The 20281-nt window shown below is 59.6% G+C and carries 18 protein-coding genes; 7 read left to right on the top strand and 11 right to left on the bottom strand.

Annotated features, from left to right (window positions below; genetic code table 11):
• Window positions 1-131: 131 nt before the first annotated feature.
• The 7 genes from E4P00_RS19675 to E4P00_RS19705 all read right to left on the bottom strand — a co-directional run bounded on the left by E4P00_RS19675 (window position 132) and on the right by E4P00_RS19705 (window position 7973).
• On the bottom strand, window positions 132-554 hold the full coding sequence (locus E4P00_RS19675; protein ID WP_032880619.1) for a GNAT family N-acetyltransferase: 423 nt from the start codon (window positions 552-554) through the stop codon (window positions 132-134).
• A complete protein-coding gene (locus E4P00_RS19680; RefSeq protein WP_005789108.1) occupies window positions 547-1713 on the bottom strand; it encodes a cupin domain-containing protein in 1167 nt (388 codons plus the stop codon). The genes E4P00_RS19675 and E4P00_RS19680 overlap by 8 nt, the downstream gene beginning before the upstream one ends.
• 83 nt (window positions 1714-1796) lie before the next feature.
• Entirely contained in the window at window positions 1797-3167 is a 1371-nt protein-coding gene (gene purB / locus E4P00_RS19685; protein WP_005789106.1) for an adenylosuccinate lyase, read from the bottom strand.
• Window positions 3168-3292: 125 nt separating this feature from the next.
• Complete coding sequence (gene hflD, locus E4P00_RS19690) at window positions 3293-3916, bottom strand: high frequency lysogenization protein HflD (RefSeq protein ID WP_005789104.1); 624 nt, start codon at window positions 3914-3916, stop codon at window positions 3293-3295.
• Window positions 3913-5037 (bottom strand): tRNA 2-thiouridine(34) synthase MnmA, encoded by a 1125-nt coding sequence (gene mnmA / locus E4P00_RS19695; RefSeq protein ID WP_078821665.1) that lies wholly within the window; start codon window positions 5035-5037, stop codon window positions 3913-3915. Before mnmA ends, hflD begins: the two co-directional genes overlap by 4 nt.
• A gap of 59 nt (window positions 5038-5096) precedes the next feature.
• Window positions 5097-5543: an NUDIX hydrolase gene (locus E4P00_RS19700; RefSeq protein WP_032880622.1), complete on the bottom strand. Its 447-nt coding sequence runs from the start codon at window positions 5541-5543 to the stop codon at window positions 5097-5099.
• Between the two features lie 204 nt (window positions 5544-5747).
• Window positions 5748-7973, bottom strand: a complete 2226-nt coding sequence (locus E4P00_RS19705; protein WP_248132608.1) for an NADP-dependent isocitrate dehydrogenase — start codon at window positions 7971-7973, stop codon at window positions 5748-5750.
• Between the two features lie 493 nt (window positions 7974-8466).
• On the opposite strand from E4P00_RS19705, the gene icd reads away from it, so the two are divergent.
• Window positions 8467-9723, top strand: coding sequence for an NADP-dependent isocitrate dehydrogenase (icd, locus tag E4P00_RS19710; protein ID WP_005789095.1), 1257 nt, complete (start codon window positions 8467-8469; stop codon window positions 9721-9723).
• A 74-nt stretch (window positions 9724-9797) separates the two neighbouring features.
• Here icd and E4P00_RS19715 read toward each other — a convergent pair whose 3' ends face one another.
• On the bottom strand, window positions 9798-10079 hold the full coding sequence (locus tag E4P00_RS19715; RefSeq protein ID WP_050549411.1) for a cold shock domain-containing protein: 282 nt from the start codon (window positions 10077-10079) through the stop codon (window positions 9798-9800).
• Between the two features lie 218 nt (window positions 10080-10297).
• Between E4P00_RS19715 and clpS the strand changes: the two genes are divergently transcribed.
• A complete protein-coding gene (clpS, locus tag E4P00_RS19720) occupies window positions 10298-10666 on the top strand; it encodes an ATP-dependent Clp protease adapter ClpS (protein WP_005789091.1) in 369 nt (122 codons plus the stop codon).
• Window positions 10667-10695: 29 nt separating this feature from the next.
• Window positions 10696-12966 carry an ATP-dependent Clp protease ATP-binding subunit ClpA gene (gene clpA, locus E4P00_RS19725; protein ID WP_032880624.1) on the top strand — a complete coding sequence of 757 codons (2271 nt, stop codon included), beginning with the start codon at window positions 10696-10698 and terminating at the stop codon, window positions 12964-12966.
• A gap of 235 nt (window positions 12967-13201) precedes the next feature.
• Here the strand turns inward: clpA and infA are convergent, their stop codons facing one another.
• The 3 genes from infA to aat all read right to left on the bottom strand — a co-directional run bounded on the left by infA (window position 13202) and on the right by aat (window position 14965).
• Window positions 13202-13420 (bottom strand): translation initiation factor IF-1, encoded by a 219-nt coding sequence (gene infA, locus E4P00_RS19730; protein WP_002553999.1) that lies wholly within the window; start codon window positions 13418-13420, stop codon window positions 13202-13204.
• A gap of 100 nt (window positions 13421-13520) precedes the next feature.
• Window positions 13521-14228 (bottom strand): arginyltransferase, encoded by a 708-nt coding sequence (locus tag E4P00_RS19735; protein ID WP_005789087.1) that lies wholly within the window; start codon window positions 14226-14228, stop codon window positions 13521-13523.
• 56 nt (window positions 14229-14284) lie between these two features.
• Window positions 14285-14965 (bottom strand): leucyl/phenylalanyl-tRNA--protein transferase, encoded by a 681-nt coding sequence (aat, locus tag E4P00_RS19740; RefSeq protein WP_005789086.1) that lies wholly within the window; start codon window positions 14963-14965, stop codon window positions 14285-14287.
• Between the two features lie 499 nt (window positions 14966-15464).
• Between aat and E4P00_RS19745 the strand changes: the two genes are divergently transcribed.
• Genes E4P00_RS19745 through crcB form a run of 4 tightly spaced genes read left to right on the top strand, consistent with a single transcriptional unit; the run spans window position 15465 to window position 20277 of the window.
• Complete coding sequence (locus tag E4P00_RS19745) at window positions 15465-17873, top strand: DNA translocase FtsK (RefSeq protein ID WP_005789085.1); 2409 nt, start codon at window positions 15465-15467, stop codon at window positions 17871-17873.
• 56 nt (window positions 17874-17929) lie between these two features.
• Complete coding sequence (gene lolA / locus E4P00_RS19750; RefSeq protein ID WP_223018501.1) at window positions 17930-18553, top strand: outer membrane lipoprotein chaperone LolA; 624 nt, start codon at window positions 17930-17932, stop codon at window positions 18551-18553.
• Between the two features lie 27 nt (window positions 18554-18580).
• Entirely contained in the window at window positions 18581-19903 is a 1323-nt protein-coding gene (locus E4P00_RS19755; RefSeq protein WP_032880626.1) for a replication-associated recombination protein A, read from the top strand.
• Window positions 19903-20277: a fluoride efflux transporter CrcB gene (gene crcB / locus E4P00_RS19760; RefSeq protein WP_103734503.1), complete on the top strand. Its 375-nt coding sequence runs from the start codon at window positions 19903-19905 to the stop codon at window positions 20275-20277. The genes E4P00_RS19755 and crcB overlap by 1 nt, the downstream gene beginning before the upstream one ends.
• Window positions 20278-20281: the final 4 nt, after the last annotated feature.

Consider the following 20281-nt stretch of genomic DNA (forward strand, 5'->3'; position numbering starts at 1 on the left):
GGCATTTTGAGGTGTTGCTGATATGGCTATCGGGAGCAAGCCCCCTCCCACATTTTGACCGCGTTTCAAAGGATGGACTCAGTCAAATGTGGGAGGGGGCTTGCTCCCGATATAGGCGACTCGGTCTTGAGTCAGCCCCCGCGCACCATATCCACATGCGGAATCCCGACTTCAAGAAACTCATCGCTGACGATCTTGAAACCCAACCGCTCATAAAACGGCGCCGCATACACCTGCGCACTGAGGAACTGCCGGGTCTGGCCGCGCTTTTCAGCCACTCCAATCACCGCTTCCATCAGCTTGTCGCCCACCTTCAGCCCGCGCCAGTCCTTGAGCACCGACACGCGACCAATCTCGCCGCTGGGCAGCAGGCGTGCGGTGCCAATCGGAAAGTCGCCTTCGAATGCGAGGAAATGCATGGCGCCAGCGTCGTCCGCATCCCACTCGAGCTCGGCTGGAACCGATTGCTCGGCGATAAATACCGCTTCACGAATGCGCCGAATCTCGTCGATATCCTTTCGCCAGTCCGCGACACTTACGTGAATCTTATTCATCCGCGAACCCCAGGCTGCCTTGCTTGACCAGTTCGCACAGCAGGTCGCGGCCGTCTTCGTCGGCCAGCCATACGCTGAGGTTTTCGCTGTGCAGTGCGTCGGCCGAGCACACCAGCTTCAGCAGTTCACGCAGCTTGCCGGGCAGGTAACGGCTCTGGCCACTGGCAAACAGCAATACATCGTCGTCGACTTCAGACCAGGCCAGGCGCGCGCTTGGGTTGCGTACCAGAATCGCGCCATCTTGCAGGCTGTTGATGAAGTCTTCTTCGCCCAGCTCTTCACCAGCGACCAGTTCCGGGTAGCGCGGCTCGGTCATGAACTGGCCGAACCAGGTCAGCAACATGCGCTCGTCGCTCATGTGCTCAGCCAGCAGACCCTTGAGGCGATCCAGAGCGTCGACCTGAATCTGGTGTGGGTCGCTGACCGGCTGGGCGTCGGCGTCGGTGTAGCGCTCTTCGTCAGTCAGGTACTGGCTGAGGAAGTCGGTGAAGTGGGTCAGCACTTCGGCGGCGCTCGGGGCGCGGAAACCCACCGAGTAGGTCATGCAATCGTCTTCGGCAATGCCGAAGTGCGCCAGGCGCGGTGGCAGGTAGAGCATGTCGCCTGGCTCCAGCACCCATTCGGCGCTTTCTTCGAATTCGGCGAGGATGCGCAGGTCAGCGTGTTGCAGCAGCGGGCTTTCGGAGCTGCACATCTGGCCGATCTTCCAGTTGCGCTTGCCCTGGGCTTGCAGCAGGAACACATCGTAGTTATCGAAGTGCGGACCGACGCTGCCGCCGGGCGCGGCGAAGCTGATCATCACATCGTCGATACGCCAGCTTGGCAGGAAACGGAAGTGCTCCAGCAGTTCGGCGACTTCCGGCACGAACTGGTCGACCGCCTGCACCAGCAGGGTCCACTCACGCTCTGGCAGGGCGCTGAAGGCATCTTCGGCGAATGGGCCGCGACGCAGTTCCCACGGGCGCTCGCCGTGTTCGATCACCAGGCGCGATTCGACTTCTTCTTCCAGGGCCAGGCCTGCCAGTTCGTCGGCGTCGATCGGGCTTTCGAAGTCAGGGATGGCCTGACGGATCAGCAGGGGTTTCTTCTGCCAGTAGTCGCGCAGGAATTCCCGTGCCGTGATGCCGCCCAGAAGTTGAAGAGGGATATCAGGATTCATGTGTAACCTATTGAAAAAAAGCACTTTTAAGACTGGAATAAAAACGCCCGGCGCGGCCGGGCGTCTCAAGGGTCTTGCGGTAATCAGATGCGCTTGGCTTGCTCTACAGCGTTACCGATGTAGTTGGCCGGGGTCAGCAGTTTCAGCTCGGCCTTGGCGGCAGCTGGCATGTCCAGGCCGTCGATGAAAGTCTGCAGCGCTTCAGAGGTGATCCCCTTGCCGCGTGTCAGTTCTTTGAGTTTTTCGTACGGGTTTTCGATGTTGTAGCGACGCATCACGGTCTGGATCGGCTCGGCCAGGACTTCCCAGCATGCATCCAGGTCAGCGGCGATTTTCTGCTCGTTGAGCTCAAGCTTGCTGATGCCTTTGAGGCTGGCTTCGTACGCGATCACGCTGTGGGCAAAGCCTACACCGAGGTTGCGCAGTACGGTGGAGTCGGTCAGGTCGCGCTGCCAGCGAGAGATCGGCAACTTGCTGGCCAGGTGCTGGAACAGCGCGTTGGCGATGCCGAGGTTGCCTTCGGAGTTCTCGAAGTCGATCGGGTTGACCTTGTGCGGCATGGTCGACGAGCCGATTTCACCGGCAATGGTGCGCTGCTTGAAGTAGCCCAGGGAGATGTAGCCCCAGATATCGCGATCGAAGTCGATCAGGATGGTGTTGAAGCGCGCAATCGCGTCGAACAGCTCGGCAATGTAGTCGTGGGGTTCGATCTGCGTGGTGTAAGGGTTGAAGCCCAGGCCCAGTTCGTCTTCGATGAAGGCGCGGGCGTTGGCTTCCCAGTCGATCTCGGGGTAGGCCGACAGGTGGGCGTTGTAGTTGCCCACGGCGCCGTTGATCTTGCCCAGCAATGGCACGGCGGCCACTTGAGCGATCTGGCGCTCCAGGCGGTACACCACGTTGGCCAGCTCTTTGCCCAGGGTGGTCGGCGAAGCCGGCTGGCCGTGGGTGCGCGAGAGCATCGGCACATCAGCGAAACGGATCGCCAGTTCACGGATGGCGTTGGCGGTCTGGCGCATCAGCGGCAGCATCACGTCATCACGGCCTTCGCGCAGCATCAGGGCGTGGGACAGGTTGTTGATGTCCTCGCTGGTGCAGGCAAAGTGGATGAATTCGCTGACCTGGGCCAGTTCCGGCAGCTTGGCCGCTTGCTCTTTGAGCAGGTACTCGATGGCTTTGACGTCGTGGTTGGTGGTGCGCTCGATCTCTTTCACACGCTCGGCGTGCTCCAGGGAGAAGTTTTCCGCCAGGGTGTTCAATACAGCGTTGGCCTCGGCGGAAAACGCCGGCACTTCGCCGATGGCAGGGTGAGCGGCCAGGCGCTGGAGCCAGCGCACTTCAACCAGTACACGCGCACGGATCAAACCGTATTCGCTGAAAATAGGGCGCAGGGCCTGGGTTTTGCCGGCGTAGCGGCCGTCAACAGGGGAAACCGCAGTGAGCGAAGAGAGCTGCATGGGGTGTTCTCGGACAGTCGGGCAACGAAATGGGGCGCGTATCATACATGAAAAAATCCGCCGGTCCGTTGCCAACTGACCGGCGTATTACGCGTAACGGCTTGAAAATGGCCTGCTGATGCGACTTATTCGTTGCGCATCAACGGGTAAAGCTCTTTAAGCAATTTGCGTCGGCTGATCACCAGTTGCCAGCGATGTCCGCCCAACTGCCGCCACAACCGCGCCGAACGAATGCCGGCCAGGAGCAGCGCGCGGATCTTCGAGGCGTTATTGGGTTGCTGCAGGTTGCGCATGTCGCCGTGCACCTGGATGCGCTGGCGCAAGGTGCTCAAGGTGTCCTGGTAAAGCGCCCCGCAGGCCGCGATTACGTTCTCGTGGGCCGGGCCGAAGTGCTCAACCTGGGACTGGATTTGCGGCAGGCGCTTGCCGATGGTTTCCAGCAGGTCGTCGCGCTTGGCTAGCTGCCGTTCCAGGCCGAGCATCGACAGGGCGTAGCGCAACGGCTCGCGCTGCAGGGTGCTTGGGTCGCGTTCGAGGGCGCCGATCAGGGCGCGATAACCTTCGCGCAGGCTCAGGTCGTCGCCGCCGTACACGTCCAGGGTATCCTTCGGATCAACCACCAGCAGGCTGCCGAGCATGCACGTCAGGCCGGCCTCGGTCACCTGGCCGGTCTTGGCGATCTTGTCCACCAGGACTGCCGCGAGGAAGACCCCGCCCAGCGCCGTCAATTGCTCCTGGGTCGGGCTCATGCCGGATGGCTCCAGGCTTGCGCAACTTCAATCACGCCGCCGCCCAGGCAGATTTCGCCGTCGTAGAACACCACGGATTGGCCTGGGGTGACCGCACGTTGCGGGTCGTCGAAGGTCGCGCGGTAACCTGTGGCGGTTTTTTCCAGGGTGCACGGCTGGTCGCTCTGGCGATAGCGCACTTTGGCGGTCAGGCGGCGTGGCGCGCTCAGGTCGATCGGGTTGACCCAGTAGATCTCGGAAGCGAGCAGGGCGCCGGAGAACAGCAGCGGATGTTCGTTGCCCTGGCCGACCACAAGCACGTTGTTTTCCAGATCCTTGACCAGCACGTACCAAGGCTCTTCACCTGCGTCTTTCAGGCCGCCGATGCCCAGGCCCTGGCGCTGGCCAATGGTGTGGTACATCAGGCCATGGTGACGGCCGATCACTTCGCCGTCAGTGGTCTTGATCTCGCCCGGCTGCGCCGGCAGGTACTGCTTGAGGAAATCGCTGAAGCGGCGCTCGCCGATAAAGCAGATCCCGGTGGAGTCTTTCTTCTTGGCGGTGGCCAGGCCGTGTTTCTCGGCGATCTTGCGCACTTCGGGCTTTTCCAGTTCGCCGACCGGGAACAGGGTCTTGGCAATCTGTTCACCGCCGACGGCGTGCAGGAAGTAGCTCTGGTCCTTGTTCGGGTCCAGGCCCTTGAGCAATTCGGTGCGGCCATCGATATCGCGACGGCGCACGTAGTGGCCCGTGGCAATCAGGTCGGCGCCAAGCATCATGGCGTAATCGAGGAACGCCTTGAACTTGATTTCGCGGTTGCACAGGATGTCCGGGTTCGGCGTGCGGCCGGCCTTGTATTCGGCCAGGAAGTGCTCGAACACGTTGTCCCAGTACTCGGCGGCGAAGTTGGCAGTGTGCAGCTTGATGCCGATCCTGTCGCACACGGCCTGGGCGTCCGCCAGGTCGTCCATGGCGGTGCAGTATTCGGTTCCATCGTCTTCTTCCCAGTTCTTCATGAACAGGCCTTCCACCTCATAACCCTGCTCCATGAGCAGAACGGCGGAAACGGAAGAATCCACGCCGCCGGACATACCGACGATGACGCGCTTCTTTTGTGTGTCAGAAGGGGCTGGATCACGCATAGGGTTTCAACGGGTGTCTTGAAAAAGGACGCGATTCTATCAGGCCCGAGCCGCTAAGGCTAAAGAGAAGGGCGGATCAATTCGAGACTGTGCCGGTGGCCGGCCAGATAATCATCGATACAGCGGATGATCAGCTCGCTGCGCCAGTCATCGCGCACGGTCATCAGCTCGTCACGGGTCAGCCAGCGGGCGCGCAGGATGCCTTCGTCGAGTTGATAGTCCGGGTGATGTTTCAGCGCCTTGGCGATAAAGCATACGCGCTGATAGGTCACGCCATTGCTCGGTGCGGTGTACAGGTAAATGCCGACGATGCCAGTGGGCTCGACATCCCAGCCGGTTTCTTCGAGGGTTTCACGCACCGCGGCCTCGGTGAGGGTTTCGTTCGGGTCCAGGTGGCCGGCGGGCTGATTGAGTACGGCGCGGCCGCCCTTGAGTTCTTCAACCATCAGGAAGCGGCCGTTGTCTTCGACGATGGTGGCGACGGTGATGTGGGGGAGCCAGGTCATTGCAAACCTCGGTATCGGGAAGGTGACTCGGTCAATGTGGGAGCTGGCTTGCCTGTGATGGCGGTGGGTCAGCTGCACCTGTATGAACTGACAGACTGTAATCGCAGGCAAGCCAGCTCCCACATTTGATTGGGTTTCTTCAATGAAGTCCCTACAAACAGAAACCCCGGCACTGGGCCGGGGCTTCTTTGCATCCTTACAACCTTACTTCAACTTGGCAATCGCCGCATTGAGGGTGTTGCTTGGGCGCATGGCCTTGCTGGTCAGCTCGGGGTTCGGCGCGTAGTAGCCGCAGATGTCCACGGGCTTGCCCTGTACCGCGTTGAGCTCGGCAACGATGGTTGCTTCGTTCTCAGCCAGGGTTTTTGCCAGTTCGCCGAACTGCGCTTGCAGTGCAGCGTCTTCGGTCTGGGCGGCCAGGGCTTGGGCCCAGTACAGCGCCAGGTAGAAGTGGCTGCCGCGGTTGTCGATGTTGCCGACTTTGCGCGATGGCGACTTGTTGTTGTCCAGGAACTGGCCGGTAGCCTGGTCCAGGGTCTTGGACAGTACCAAGGCTTTGGGGTTGTTGTAGGTCACACCCAGGTGCTCAAGGGAAGCGGCCAGGGCCAGGAACTCGCCCAGGGAGTCCCAACGCAGGAAGTTTTCTTCCAGCAGCTGCTGAACGTGCTTGGGAGCCGAACCGCCAGCGCCGGTTTCGAACAGGCCGCCGCCGTTCATCAGCGGCACGATCGACAGCATCTTGGCGCTGGTGCCCAGTTCCATGATCGGGAACAGGTCGGTCAGGTAGTCGCGCAGCACGTTGCCGGTCACCGAAATGGTGTCCAGGCCCTTGCGGGTGCGCTCCAGGGTGAACTTCATCGCATCGACCGGGGCCATGATGCGGATGTCCAGGCCTTCGGTGTTGTGGTCTTTCAGGTACGCCTGAACTTTCTCGACCACTACGCCATCGTGAGCGCGCTTGGGGTCCAGCCAGAAAATGGCCGGGGTGTTGCTGGCGCGGGCACGGTTGACGGCGAGCTTGACCCAGTCCTGGATCGGCGCGTCTTTGGTCTGGCACATGCGGAAGATGTCGCCGGCCTCGACTTTCTGTTCCATCAGCAGGTTGCCCTGACTGTCGGTGACGCGAACAACGCCGTCAGCCTTGATCTGGAAGGTCTTGTCGTGGGAGCCGTACTCTTCGGCTTTCTTGGCCATCAGGCCAACGTTTGGCACGCTGCCCATGGTGGTCGGGTCGAAGGCGCCATTGGCCTTGCAGTCTTCGATGACCGCCTGGTAGATGGTGGCGTAGCAGCGATCCGGGATCACAGCCTTGGTGTCGTGCAACTGGCCGTCGGTGCCCCACATCTTGCCGGAGTCACGGATCATGGCCGGCATCGAGGCGTCGACGATCACGTCGCTCGGCACGTGCAGGTTGGTGATGCCTTTGTCGGAGTTGACCATCGCCAGGGCAGGACGAGCGGCGTAGACGGCCTGGATGTCGGCTTCGATCTGCGCTTGCTGGTCGGCCGGCAGGGCCTTGATGCGGGCATACAGGTCGCCGATGCCGTTGTTCAGGTTGAAGCCGATCTGCTCAAGCACGGTAGCGTGCTTGGCCAGGGCATCTTTATAGAACTCGGCAACGATCTGGCCGAACATGATCGGGTCGGAGACCTTCATCATGGTGGCTTTGAGGTGAACCGACAGCAGAACGCCTTGCTTCTTGGCGTCTTCGATTTCAGCGGCGATGAAGCTGCGCAGCGCTTTCTTGCTCAGCACGGCGGTGTCGATGATCTCGCCGGCCTGGACGCTGGTCTTTTCTTTCAGGACGGTGGTGGTGCCGTCCTGAGCAACCAGCGCAATTTTGACAGCATCGGCGGCTTCGATCTGTACGGCTTTTTCGCTGCCGTAGAAGTCACCATTGCTCATGTGGGCAATGTGCGACTTGGAGTCGGCAGCCCAGGCGCCCATCTTGTGCGGGTGCTTGCGTGCGTAGTTCTTGACCGACAGCGGCGCGCGGCGGTCGGAGTTGCCTTCGCGCAGTACCGGGTTCACGGCGCTGCCCTTGACCTTGTCGTAACGTGCACGGGTTTCTTTTTCCGCGTCGGTGGTTACGGTTTCCGGGTAGTCCGGCAGGGCGTAGCCCTGGGCCTGCAGTTCCTTGATCGCGGCTTGCAGCTGCGGGGTCGAGGCACTGATGTTAGGCAGCTTGATGATGTTGGCTTCAGGGGTTACGGCCAGGTCGCCCAGTTCGGCGAGGTGGTCCGGGATAGCCTTGGTGCCCAGTTGCTCGGGGAAGCTTGCGAGGATGCGCCCTGCGAGGGAGATGTCGCGGGTTTCAACGGCAATATCAGCGGAAGCCGTGAAGGCTTCTACGATAGGCAACAGTGAATAGGTGGCGAGGGCTGGAGCTTCGTCGGTGAAGGTGTAGATGATCTTCGAGCGGGTGGGCATATTCGGATTAACTCTCTTCTTTGCTGAAAGCGTGCGCAGAAACTCGAGATGCGCCGGGTGGAGCGCGTTCGTTCAAAGTCATCCATGAGCGAAATGTCGAGGTTTCTTCGCGGTGATGTTGGGTTGCATCAGTCGAGCGTCAAGCGTTTGGACTATTGTAATAGTCCTGCTTTCTGGCTGAAGGCTACTGTCTAGAGCGGTCAACCGTCGTGACTCTTTGGTCAGCGGCGGCATTATACATAGGTCGCTATGCTTACGCAGAGCCTTCATACAAAAGGTGTGTCGTCCATTGGTCTAAAGGTCGCAGGGGCGGGGTTGCGCCGAAAGTTGAATGATGTGCTCAAGATTGGCACTTTTCCCTTTGCTTTCAGGCTTGTAGGCGACAATTTATGCTGTTTTCGATGCAAATGAGCATGGCGCGAGGTTTCGGTCGCCATTTATCTGGAGTAGGCTCGAACGCAGCCAGATGTTCAATCCATAGATGGAGTTCAGCATGGGATACAAGAAGATTCAGGTTCCGGCAGTCGGCGACAAAATCACCGTCAATGCAGACCATTCTCTCAATGTTCCTGACCAACCGATCATCCCCTATATCGAAGGTGACGGTATTGGCGTCGACATCAGCCCGGTGATGATCAAGGTAGTCGACGCAGCTGTTGAAAAGGCTTACGGCGGCAAGCGCAAAATCTCGTGGATGGAGGTGTATGCCGGCGAAAAGGCGACCCAGGTCTACGACCAGGACACCTGGTTGCCCCAGGAAACCCTGGACGCGGTCAAGGATTACGTGGTGTCCATCAAGGGCCCGCTGACCACGCCGGTCGGTGGTGGTATTCGCTCGCTGAACGTGGCTCTGCGTCAGCAGCTCGACCTGTATGTGTGTCTGCGCCCGGTGCGCTGGTTTGAAGGCGTGCCCAGCCCGGTCAAGAAGCCAGGCGATGTGGACATGACCATCTTCCGTGAGAACTCCGAGGATATTTACGCGGGTATCGAGTGGAAAGCCGGTTCGCCTGAGGCGATCAAGGTGATCAAGTTCCTCAAGGAGGAAATGGGCGTTACCAAGATCCGTTTCGACCAGGATTGCGGGATTGGCGTCAAGCCGGTGTCGAAAGAGGGTACCAAGCGCCTGGCGCGCAAGGCCCTGCAGTATGTAGTCGATAACGACCGCGACTCGCTGACCATCGTGCACAAAGGCAACATCATGAAGTTCACCGAAGGCGCCTTCAAGGAGTGGGCCTACGAAGTGGCGGCTGAAGAATTCGGCGCGACGCTGCTCGACGGCGGCCCGTGGATGCAGTTCAAGAACCCCAAGACCGGCAAGAATGTGGTGGTCAAGGATGCGATTGCCGATGCCATGCTCCAGCAGATCCTGCTGCGTCCGGCTGAGTATGACGTGATTGCCACGCTCAACCTCAATGGCGACTACTTGTCCGATGCCTTGGCGGCGGAGGTTGGTGGTATTGGTATCGCGCCGGGAGCCAACCTGTCGGACACCGTGGCGATGTTCGAAGCCACTCACGGTACTGCGCCCAAGTATGCGGGCAAGGACCAGGTCAACCCGGGTTCATTGATTCTGTCGGCGGAAATGATGCTGCGTCATATGGGCTGGGTCGAGGCGGCTGACTTGATCATCAAGGGCACCAATGGTGCGATTTCTGCCAAGACCGTGACCTATGACTTTGAGCGCCTGATGGATGGCGCTACGTTGGTGTCGTCGTCGGGCTTTGGTGATGCGCTGATCAAACATATGTAAGCAGGCAGAGAAAACCGGCCGCCCTGATGATTCGGGGTGGCCGGTTTGCTTTCAATACTTTGTTCAATAATTGATCAGGCGTGTTGCTTTTTTGAATGTAAGTCGGTGTTTCTGCTTTTCTTTTCGACGTTCGTAGTGGCAGGCGTATCAACGAGAACGATATTCGTGGCCTGCATACCCTTTGGGCCTTGAACGATATCAAAGGTGACAGGCTGATTCGCTTTCACCGTTTTGTAGCCTTCCACTTGAATCGCCGAATAATGCGCAAAAAGGTCTTCAGTCTTGCCGTCTTCATTGATGAAGCCGTACCCCTTGGCATTGTTGAACCACTTGACCTTACCACTAGCCATTCCCATATCCCTCTGCACCAGACTCCATCACTGGAGTATCATCCAGTTTATCCGTCCTAACCCGAATAAATAAGGTTGACTGCGCGGACCTTTTTTACCCACTGTGGGCTCTATTGGTTGTAACACCGATTTGCCGATAGTCAAGGCGACCAGTCGGTCAGAGTTGAAATTCTGACAGCTCGCCCCCACCACTGTAATTGAACCACTGACGAACCTTTCTTTCCATGCATGCAAATAGCCAGATTCGACTAACATTCAATCAGGATCGCCCGGATCAGGAACATGACGACGACGGTTCTGCAGGCATTGCTGTTCAGGAGGCCAAGCCTGCTTTACAGGCACCGCCGATGTACAAGGTGGTTTTGTTCAATGATGACTACACACCGATGGATTTCGTCGTCGAAGTGCTCGAGGTGTTTTTTAACCTGAACCGCGAGTTGGCGACCAAGGTAATGCTGGCCGTTCACACAGAAGGACGGGCAGTATGTGGAGTGTTTACCCGCGACATCGCCGAGACAAAGGCCATGCAGGTCAACCAGTACGCCAGGGAAAGCCAGCATCCGCTACTCTGTGAAATCGAGAAGGACGGTTAACGCCGACCACTTGGGTATGAGGTGAAGCTATGTTAAACCGCGAGCTCGAAGTCACCCTCAATCTTGCCTTCAAGGAGGCTCGTTCGAAGCGTCATGAGTTCATGACCGTCGAGCACCTTTTGCTGGCACTTTTGGATAATGAAGCTGCCGCCACCGTTCTGCGTGCGTGCGGCGCCAACCTCGACAAACTCAAGCATGATCTGCAGGAGTTTATCGACTCCACCACGCCACTGATCCCCGTGCATGACGAGGACCGCGAGACCCAGCCAACCCTGGGCTTCCAGCGGGTATTGCAGCGTGCTGTCTTCCACGTACAGAGCTCCGGTAAGCGTGAGGTCACAGGCGCAAACGTGCTGGTGGCAATTTTCAGCGAACAGGAAAGCCAGGCCGTGTTTCTGCTCAAGCAGCAGAGCGTTGCCCGTATTGATGTCGTCAATTACATCGCCCACGGTATCTCCAAGGTGCCCGGGCACGGCGATCATTCCGAGGGCGAGCAGGATATGCAGGACGACGAGGGCGGTGAGTCTTCTTCTTCAAGCAACCCGCTGGATGCCTATGCCAGCAATCTCAATGAGATGGCGCGACAGGGGCGGATCGATCCGCTGGTCGGGCGTGAGAGCGAGGTCGAGCGTGTAGCGCAGATTCTCGCGCGGCGTCGCAAGAACAACCCGTTGTTGGTGGGTGAGGCGGGCGTGGGTAAAACCGCGATTGCCGAAGGCCTGGCCAAGCGCATTGTCGACAACCAGGTGCCGGACCTGCTGGCCAACAGCGTTGTCTACTCCCTTGACCTGGGCGCATTGCTCGCCGGGACCAAGTACCGTGGCGATTTCGAGAAGCGCTTCAAGGCGCTGCTCGGCGAGCTGAAAAAACGCCCGCAGGCGATCCTGTTCATCGACGAGATCCACACCATCATTGGTGCCGGTGCGGCCTCCGGTGGGGTGATGGACGCCTCCAACCTGCTCAAGCCATTGCTGTCTTCGGGTGATATCCGCTGCATCGGCTCCACCACCTTCCAGGAGTTTCGCGGCATTTTCGAAAAAGACCGTGCCCTGGCGCGACGCTTCCAGAAAGTCGACGTGTCCGAGCCTTCGGTTGAAGACACCATTGGCATCCTGCGTGGGCTCAAGGGGCGTTTTGAAGCGCACCACGGCATCGAGTACACCGATGAGGCCCTGCGTGCGGCGGCCGAGCTGGCGTCGCGCTACATCAATGACCGGCACATGCCGGACAAGGCCATCGACGTGATCGACGAGGCGGGCGCCTACCAGCGCCTGCAGCCGGTCGAGAAGCGTGTGAAGCGTATCGATGTGCCTCAGGTCGAGGACATCGTGGCGAAGATCGCGCGGATTCCGCCAAAGCACGTCACCAGTTCCGACAAGGAGCTGCTGCGTAACCTGGAGCGCGATCTCAAGCTCACTGTGTTCGGTCAGGATGCGGCGATCGACTCGCTGTCCACTGCGATCAAGTTGTCCCGTGCGGGCCTCAAGTCGCCGGACAAGCCGGTCGGTTCGTTCCTGTTCGCAGGGCCTACCGGCGTCGGCAAGACCGAGGCGGCGCGGCAGTTGGCCAAGGCCATGGGTATCGAGCTGGTCCGTTTCGACATGTCCGAGTACATGGAGCGTCACACCGTGTCGCGCCTGATCGGTGCGCCGCCGGGCTATGTCGGTTTCGATCAGGGCGGCTTGTTGACCGAGGCGATCACCAAGCAGCCGCATTGCGTACTGCTGCTCGATGAAATCGAAAAGGCTCACCCGGAAGTCTTCAACCTGCTGTTGCAGGTCATGGATCACGGGACGCTGACCGATAACAACGGGCGCAAGGCGGACTTCCGTAATGTGATCGTGATCATGACCACCAACGCCGGTGCTGAAACTGCTGCGCGAGCGTCTATCGGCTTCACGCATCAGGATCACTCTTCCGATGCAATGGAAGTGATCAAGAAGAGCTTCACGCCGGAGTTCCGCAACCGTTTGGACACCATTATCCAATTTGGTCGCCTCAGCCATGAGGTTATCAAGAGCGTGGTGGACAAGTTCCTCACCGAGCTTCAGGCGCAGTTGGAAGACAAGCGCGTGCAGCTGGATGTGACGGAAGCGGCTCGCAGTTGGATCGCAGAGGGCGGCTACGATGCGGCAATGGGCGCTCGCCCAATGGCGCGTCTGATCCAGGACAAGATCAAGCGGCCGCTGGCCGAAGAGATCCTGTTCGGCGAACTCTCCGACCATGGCGGCGTGGTGCATATCGACCTGAAGGACGGCGAGCTGACCTTCGAGTTCGAGACCACGGCAGAAATGGCCTGATCGCTGTGCAGCAACACAAAAAGGCGCCGAAAGGCGCCTTTTTGCTGACTTGAAATGCAATTCTCAGAACAATCGAGATCCAATGTGGGAGGGGGCTTGCCCCCGATAGCGGTGGTTCAGCAACAAATTAGTTGCCTGACACACTGCTATCGGGGGCAAGCCCCCTCCCACAATTTATGTGTATGCCACCCACACAAAAACGCCCGGCATAACCGGGCGTTTTGTATTGACTTGCTTAGCGAGCGCGGTAAGTGATGCGCCCTTTGCTCAAGTCATAGGGCGTCAGCTCGACGCGCACTTTGTCACCGGTAAGAATACGAATGTAGTTCTTGCGCATCTTGCCGGAGATATGCGCGGTTACGACGTGCCCATTTTCCAACTCCACACGAAACATGGTGTTGGGCAGGGTGTCGACGACAGTGCCTTCCATTTCGAAGCTGTCTTCTTTCGACATGCAGTAAAGCCCTCGGTATCCAGTGAATGGCCCGGTGCAACTGCGCCAGGCAAAAGCGGCGTGCATTGTGCCCGAAAAAGAGGGTTCAAGCCAAGGGGTTCTAGTTAAGTGTGACCCATCTTTGATTAATCAGCAGCTCAATGGGCCGATATTGGGTCTTGTAGTTCATCTTTTTGCAGTTCTTGATCCAGTATCCGAGGTACACCGCTTCCAGTTCCAGGCGCAGCGCTTCACCTATTTGCCAGAGGATCGCAAAGCGCCCGAGGCTGCGGCGTTCCTCTTCGGGTTCATAGAAGGTGTACACCGCCGACAGGCCGTTGGGCAGCAGGTCGGTCACCGCCACGGCCAGCAGCCGTCCATCGAGGCGGAACTCGTAGAAGCGCGAGAACGGCAGGTCACGTACCAGGAAGGTGGAAAACTGATCACGGCTGGGCGGGAACATGTCGCCATCGGCATGACGTTGCTCGATGTAGCGCTGATAAAGGTCGAAATACTCTTCGCTGTACTGCGGCTTGACCGCGTTTACCGTCAGGTCGGCGTTGCGTTTGAGAATGCGTTTCTGATTGCGATCGGGCAAAAATTGCGCGGCAGGGATGCGCGCGGGCACACACGCGTTGCAATTCTGGCAGTGAGGTCGGTACAGATGATCGCCGCTGCGCCGAAACCCCATCTCCGAGAGGTCGGCGTACACGTGCACGTCCATCGGCTGGCTGGGATCGAGGAACAGCGTGGTGGCCTGCTCGTCGGGCAGATAGCTGCAAGAGTGGGCTTGAGTGGCATAGAACTTCAAGCGCGCCAGCTCGGTCATGATCAACCCTCGGGATAAGCTTTGGAATAAGTGTAAGCCAGGTAGGCGAAAGTCGCCTACGAAACCCACGGTCCAGAGCTGGGTTGGTCCAAATGCTTGCGCAGCAAGTCAGCGAAGTCGCTGCGCGGTATGGCGCGGGCGCCCAGGCTGTGCAGGTGGTCATTGGGCATCTGGCAGTCGATCAGCACGAAGCCCCACGCCTGCAATTGACGGGTCAATGTGGCGAAACCGAATTTCGAGGCGTTGTCGGCGCGGCTGAACATGGATTCGCCAAAAAACAGCTGGCCCATCGCCAGGCCATACAGGCCACCTACCAGTTCGCCCTGGTCCCACACTTCCACGGAGTGGGCGTAGCCGCGCTTGTGCAGCGCCAGGTAGGCGTTCTGGATGCCTTCGGTGATCCAGGTGCCGTCCGCGTAGGCGCGCGGTGCAGCGCAGGCCTGGATGACGGCGGCGAAATCCTGGTCGAACGTCACGGTATAACGCTGTTGGCGCAGCAGTTTGCCGAGGCTGCGGGACACATGCAGTTCGTCGGGGAAGATCACCGTGCGTGGGTCGGGTGACCACCAGAGGATGGGCTGGCCTTCGGAGAACCACGGAAAGCAGCCATGGCGATAGGCCTGGATCAGGCGTTCGGCCGACAGGTCTCCACCGGCGGCGAGCAGGCCATTGGGTTCGCGCATGGCCTTGGCCAGGGGCGGGAAAGTCAGGTTGTCGCGTTGTAACCAGGTCAGCATGGCATCCAGGCTTATGGAAGGGGAGGGGAGTGGCAGGCAAGGCGTCTGCCGCACAAGCGTTGATTATTGTCGACCCGGCGCCAAGGGGCCAGCCCGATTAAGCGGTGAGGCCGGATTAGCATGAGCGGGTGTTTCTGCAACTCTGCGCATAAGGCGCGGTCGTAATCGGGGCTGGCACATGCCAGCCATTTGCCAAGTTTGCCTGGATTGCCAGATACAGCTCATAAGCCTTTGTCAGCAAAGGCAATGCATGCTCAAATTGAACAGGCTTTGACACTTCGATTGCCAAGGCTGCCAGGTGGAGGGCAAGTGTGTGGCATCGCGCACGCAAACCCGTACAATGCGCCCATTGTGGCGTTATCGCCATTTCACCTATCCGTGACCTGGTGTTAAAAGTAGATTCAGCAACATACGTTCATTTTTCAGCTGCTCGGGATAGGGCAGTCATGTGTAGTCATTCAACAGATGGACGCGCTAAAGGCGCAGGAAAAGACCCGTTTTGAAGAAATCCGCCGCAGCACCTAAAGCAGCAGTCGTACCGGCCTGGCGCCAGCACCTGCATTACCGACTCAAGGAAGGCGCACTGATTGCCATCGGTGCCCTGTGCCTGTTCCTGATGATGGCCTTGCTCACCTATGGCAAGGACGATCCGGGCTGGAGCCATAACAGCAAGATCGACGATGTGCAGAATTTCGGTGGGCCGGTAGGGTCCTACAGCGCCGATATCCTGTTCATGATCCTGGGTTATTTCGCGTACATTTTCCCGCTGCTGCTGGCGATCAAGACCTGGCAGATCTTCCGCCAGCGTCACGAGCCGTGGCAGTGGAGCGGCTGGCTGTTTTCCTGGCGCCTGATCGGCCTGGTGTTCCTGGTGCTGTCCGGCGCGGCGCTGGCGCATATTCACTTCCATGCGCCCACCGGTCTGCCGGCGGGTGCGGGCGGGGCGCTGGGCGAAAGCCTCGGTGACCTGGCGCGCCGCACGCTGAATATCCAGGGCAGCACCTTGATGTTCATCGCGCTGTTCCTGTTCGGCCTCACGGTCTTTACCGACCTGTCATGGTTCAAGGTGATGGACGTGACCGGCAAGATCACCCTTGATCTGTTCGAATTGTTCCAAGGCGCCGCCAACCGCTGGTGGGCTGCCCGTGTGGAGCGCAAGCAGATGGTTGCGCAGCTTCGCGAGGTGGACACTCGTGTCAACGAGGTGGTGGCCCCGAGCACGCCGGATCGGCGCGAGCAGGCCAAGGTCAAGGAGCGCTTGATCGAGCGTGAGCAAGCCCTGAGCAAGCACATGTCGGACCGCGAGAAGCAGGTGCCGCCAGTGATCGCTCCGGCACCGCCCAAGGCGCCGGAACCCAGCCATCGCGTACAGAAAGAGAAACAGGCCCCGCTGTTTATCGACAGCGCCGTCGAAGGCACCTTGCCGCCGATCTCGATTCTTGACCCTGCTGAAAAGAAACAGCTCAATTATTCCCCCGAGTCCCTGGCAGCCGTTGGCCATCTGCTGGAAATCAAGCTCAAGGAGTTCGGCGTCGAAGTGTCGGTGGATTCGATCCATCCCGGCCCGGTGATTACCCGTTACGAAATCCAGCCGGCCGCCGGTGTAAAAGTCAGCCGTATTTCCAACCTGGCCAAAGACTTGGCCCGTTCCCTGGCCGTGACCAGCGTGCGCGTGGTGGAAGTGATCCCGGGCAAGACCACCGTGGGTATCGAGATTCCCAACGAAGACCGCCAGATCGTGCGTTTCTCCGAAGTGCTGTCGACCCCCGAGTACGACAATTTCAAATCGCCGGTCACCCTGGCCCTCGGCCATGACATCGGCGGCAAGCCGGTGATCACCGACCTGGCGAAAATGCCTCACCTGCTGGTAGCCGGTACCACCGGTTCCGGTAAGTCGGTGGGTGTCAACGCAATGATCCTGTCGATCCTGTTCAAGTCCGGGCCGGATGACGCCAAGCTGATCATGATCGACCCGAAGATGTTGGAACTGTCGATCTACGAAGGCATTCCGCACCTGTTGTGCCCGGTGGTTACCGACATGAAGGACGCCGCCAACGCCCTGCGTTGGAGCGTTGCCGAGATGGAGCGCCGCTACAAGCTGATGGCCAAGATGGGCGTACGTAACCTGTCGGGCTTCAACGCCAAGGTCAAGGAAGCCCAGGACGCCGGCGAACCGCTGACCGACCCGCTGTACAAACGCGAAAACATTCATGACGAGGCCCCGCTGCTGACCAAGCTGCCGACCATCGTGGTGGTGGTCGACGAATTCGCCGACATGATGATGATCGTCGGCAAGAAGGTCGAAGAACTGATCGCGCGTATTGCCCAGAAGGCACGTGCCGCCGGGATTCACTTGATCCTCGCGACTCAGCGCCCGTCGGTGGATGTGATCACCGGCCTGATCAAGGCCAACATCCCGACACGCATGGCGTTCCAGGTATCGAGCAAGATCGACTCACGGACCATCATCGACCAGGGTGGCGCCGAGCAACTGCTGGGCCACGGTGACATGCTCTACATGCCGCCGGGCACCAGCCTGCCGATTCGCGTTCACGGTGCCTTTGTGTCCGATGACGAAGTACACCGCGTGGTCGAAGCCTGGAAACTGCGCGGCGCCCCGGAATACAACGACGACATCCTCGCAGGCGTCGAAGAGGCCGGCAGCGGTTTTGACGGTGGCAGCGGCGGTGGCGACGATGATGCCGAAACCGACGCGCTGTACGATGAGGCCGTGGCCTTCGTGCTGGAAAGCCGTCGCGCCTCTATCTCCGCAGTGCAACGCAAGTTGAAAATCGGCTACAACCGCGCAGCCCGCATGATCGAAGCCATGGAACACGCCGGCGTCGTCACTGCAATGAACACCAACGGCTCGCGTGAAATCATCGCCCCCGGGCAGATGCGCGACTGACCCCGGTGCCGCGTGGTAACACGCGGCACCGCCCTGACTACTCAATGAGGACTCCCATGCGCTTTATCCGCATGCTTTTGTTGCCGGCACTGGCCCTGACCGCTGTTTCGGCTCACGCTGACCCGGCTTCCGTCGCCAGCCTGAAGAATCTGTTGGACAAATCCCAGACCCTGACCGCGCGCTTCTCCCAACTGACCCTGGATGCCGGTGGCACCCAGTTGCAGGAAACCGCCGGTGAGATGGCTGTGCAGCGCCCTGGGTTGTTCTACTGGCATACCGAAGGCAAGGCTGAGCAGACCATCGTTTCCGATGGCCAGAAGGTCACCCTGTGGGACCCGGACCTGGAACAGGCGACCATCAAGAAGCTCGATCCACGCCTGAACCAGACACCCGCACTGCTGCTGTCGGGTGACGTGTCGAAAATCAACGACAGCTTCGACATCACTTCCAAACAGACCAGCAACGTGATCGAGTTCACCCTCAAGCCAAAATCCAAGGACACGCTGTTTGACACGCTGTCCCTGTCGTTCGGCAACGGTGTGATCAATAACATGCGCCTGGTCGACAGCGTTGGCCAGCGCACCGATATCCTGTTTTCCGGGGTCAAGGCCAACCAGCCGGTGCCCGCGTCCAAGTTCAAGTTCGCCATCCCCAAGGGTGCCGACGTGATCCAGGAATAACCTGCCGAGAGGTTTCAAGCGCTGCCCATGGATCTGTTTCGAAGTGACCCGATTGCCCAGCCCCTGGCCGCACGCTTGCGTTCGACCAACCTGGATGAGTACGTCGGTCAGGAACACCTGCTCGCTCGCGGCAAGCCTTTGCGCGAAGCGCTGGAGCAGGGCGCGCTGCACTCGATGATTTTCTGGGGCCCGCCGGGCGTGGGCAAGACCACCCTGGCGCGGCTGCTGGCGAAAGTCTCGGATGCCCACTTTGAAACGGTCTCGGCGGTGCTTGCCGGGGTCAAGGAAATCCGCCAGGCGGTGGAAGTCGCCAAGCAGCAGGCCGGCCAGTACGGCAAGCGCACCATCCTGTTTGTCGACGAAGTGCATCGCTTCAACAAGTCGCAGCAGGATGCGTTCCTGCCGTATGTTGAAGACGGCACCTTGATCTTTATCGGCGCCACCACTGAAAACCCTTCGTTTGAACTCAACAACGCCTTGTTGTCGCGAGCGCGTGTCTACGTGCTCAAAAGCCTGGACGAGGCGGCGATGCAAAAGCTGCTGCAGCGGGCCTTGAATGAAGACAAGGGCCTGGGCAAGCGCCATCTGAGCGTCAGTGAAGAAGGCTTCAAGATCCTGCTCACCGCCGCAGATGGCGATGGCAGGCGTTTTCTCAACCTGCTGGAAAACGCTTCGGACCTGGCTGAAGACGGCGGTGAAATTGGCGTCGATCTGCTGCAAAGCCTGCTGGGTGATACGCGCCGGCGCTTCGACAAGGGCGGTGAAGCTTTCTACGACCAGATTTCCGCGCTGCACAAGTCCGTGCGCGGCTCCAACCCGGACGGTGCGCTGTACTGGTTCGCACGGATGATCGACGGCGGTTGCGATCCGTTGTACCTGGCCCGTCGCGTGGTGCGCATGGCCAGCGAAGACATCGGCAATGCCGACCCACGAGCCCTGAGCCTGTGCCTGGCGGCCTGGGAGGTGCAGGAGCGCCTCGGCAGCCCGGAAGGCGAGTTGGCGGTGGCCCAGGCCATCACCTACCTGGCCTGCGCACCGAAAAGCAACGCGGTGTACATGGGCTTCAAGTCGGCGCTGCGAGCGGCGGCTGAACATGGTTCGCTGGAAGTGCCGATGCACTTGCGCAACGCGCCGACCAAACTGATGAAGCAGCTGGGTTACGGTGACGAATATCGCTACGCTCATGACGAACCGGATGCCTATGCAGCCGGCGAAGACTACTTCCCCGATGCGCTGGAACCGTTGCCGCTCTACCAGCCAGTGCCCCGTGGGCTGGAGCTGAAGATCGGCGAAAAGCTCAACCATCTGGCCCAACTCGACCGTCTCAGCCCCCGTCAGCGGAGAAAGTAGTGCTCAAGACGATTCTTGCCGTGTCCGCAGCCGGCATCGCTGGTACATTATTGCGTTTCGCCACCAGCACCTGGGTCAGCGCCCAGTGGCCGAAGCATTTTTATGCGGCGACCCTGGCAGTCAACCTGGTGGGCTGTTTGATTATCGGGCTGTTGTACGGCTGGTTCCTGTTGCGCCCGGAAGTGCCGATTGAAATTCGCGCCGGCTTGATTGTCGGTTTTGTAGGCGGTCTGACGACCTTTTCATCCTTTTCACTGGATACGCTGCGCCTGCTGGAAAGCGGGCAGGCCCTGGTCGCCTTCGGGTACCTGGCCATCAGCGTATTCGGCGGGCTGCTCGCCACCTGGGCCGGCCTGTCCTTGACCAAACTTTGATAAC

This window comes from Pseudomonas sp. B329 (assembly GCF_023127835.1).
GTDB classification, from domain to species: domain Bacteria; phylum Pseudomonadota; class Gammaproteobacteria; order Pseudomonadales; family Pseudomonadaceae; genus Aquipseudomonas; species Aquipseudomonas synxantha_A.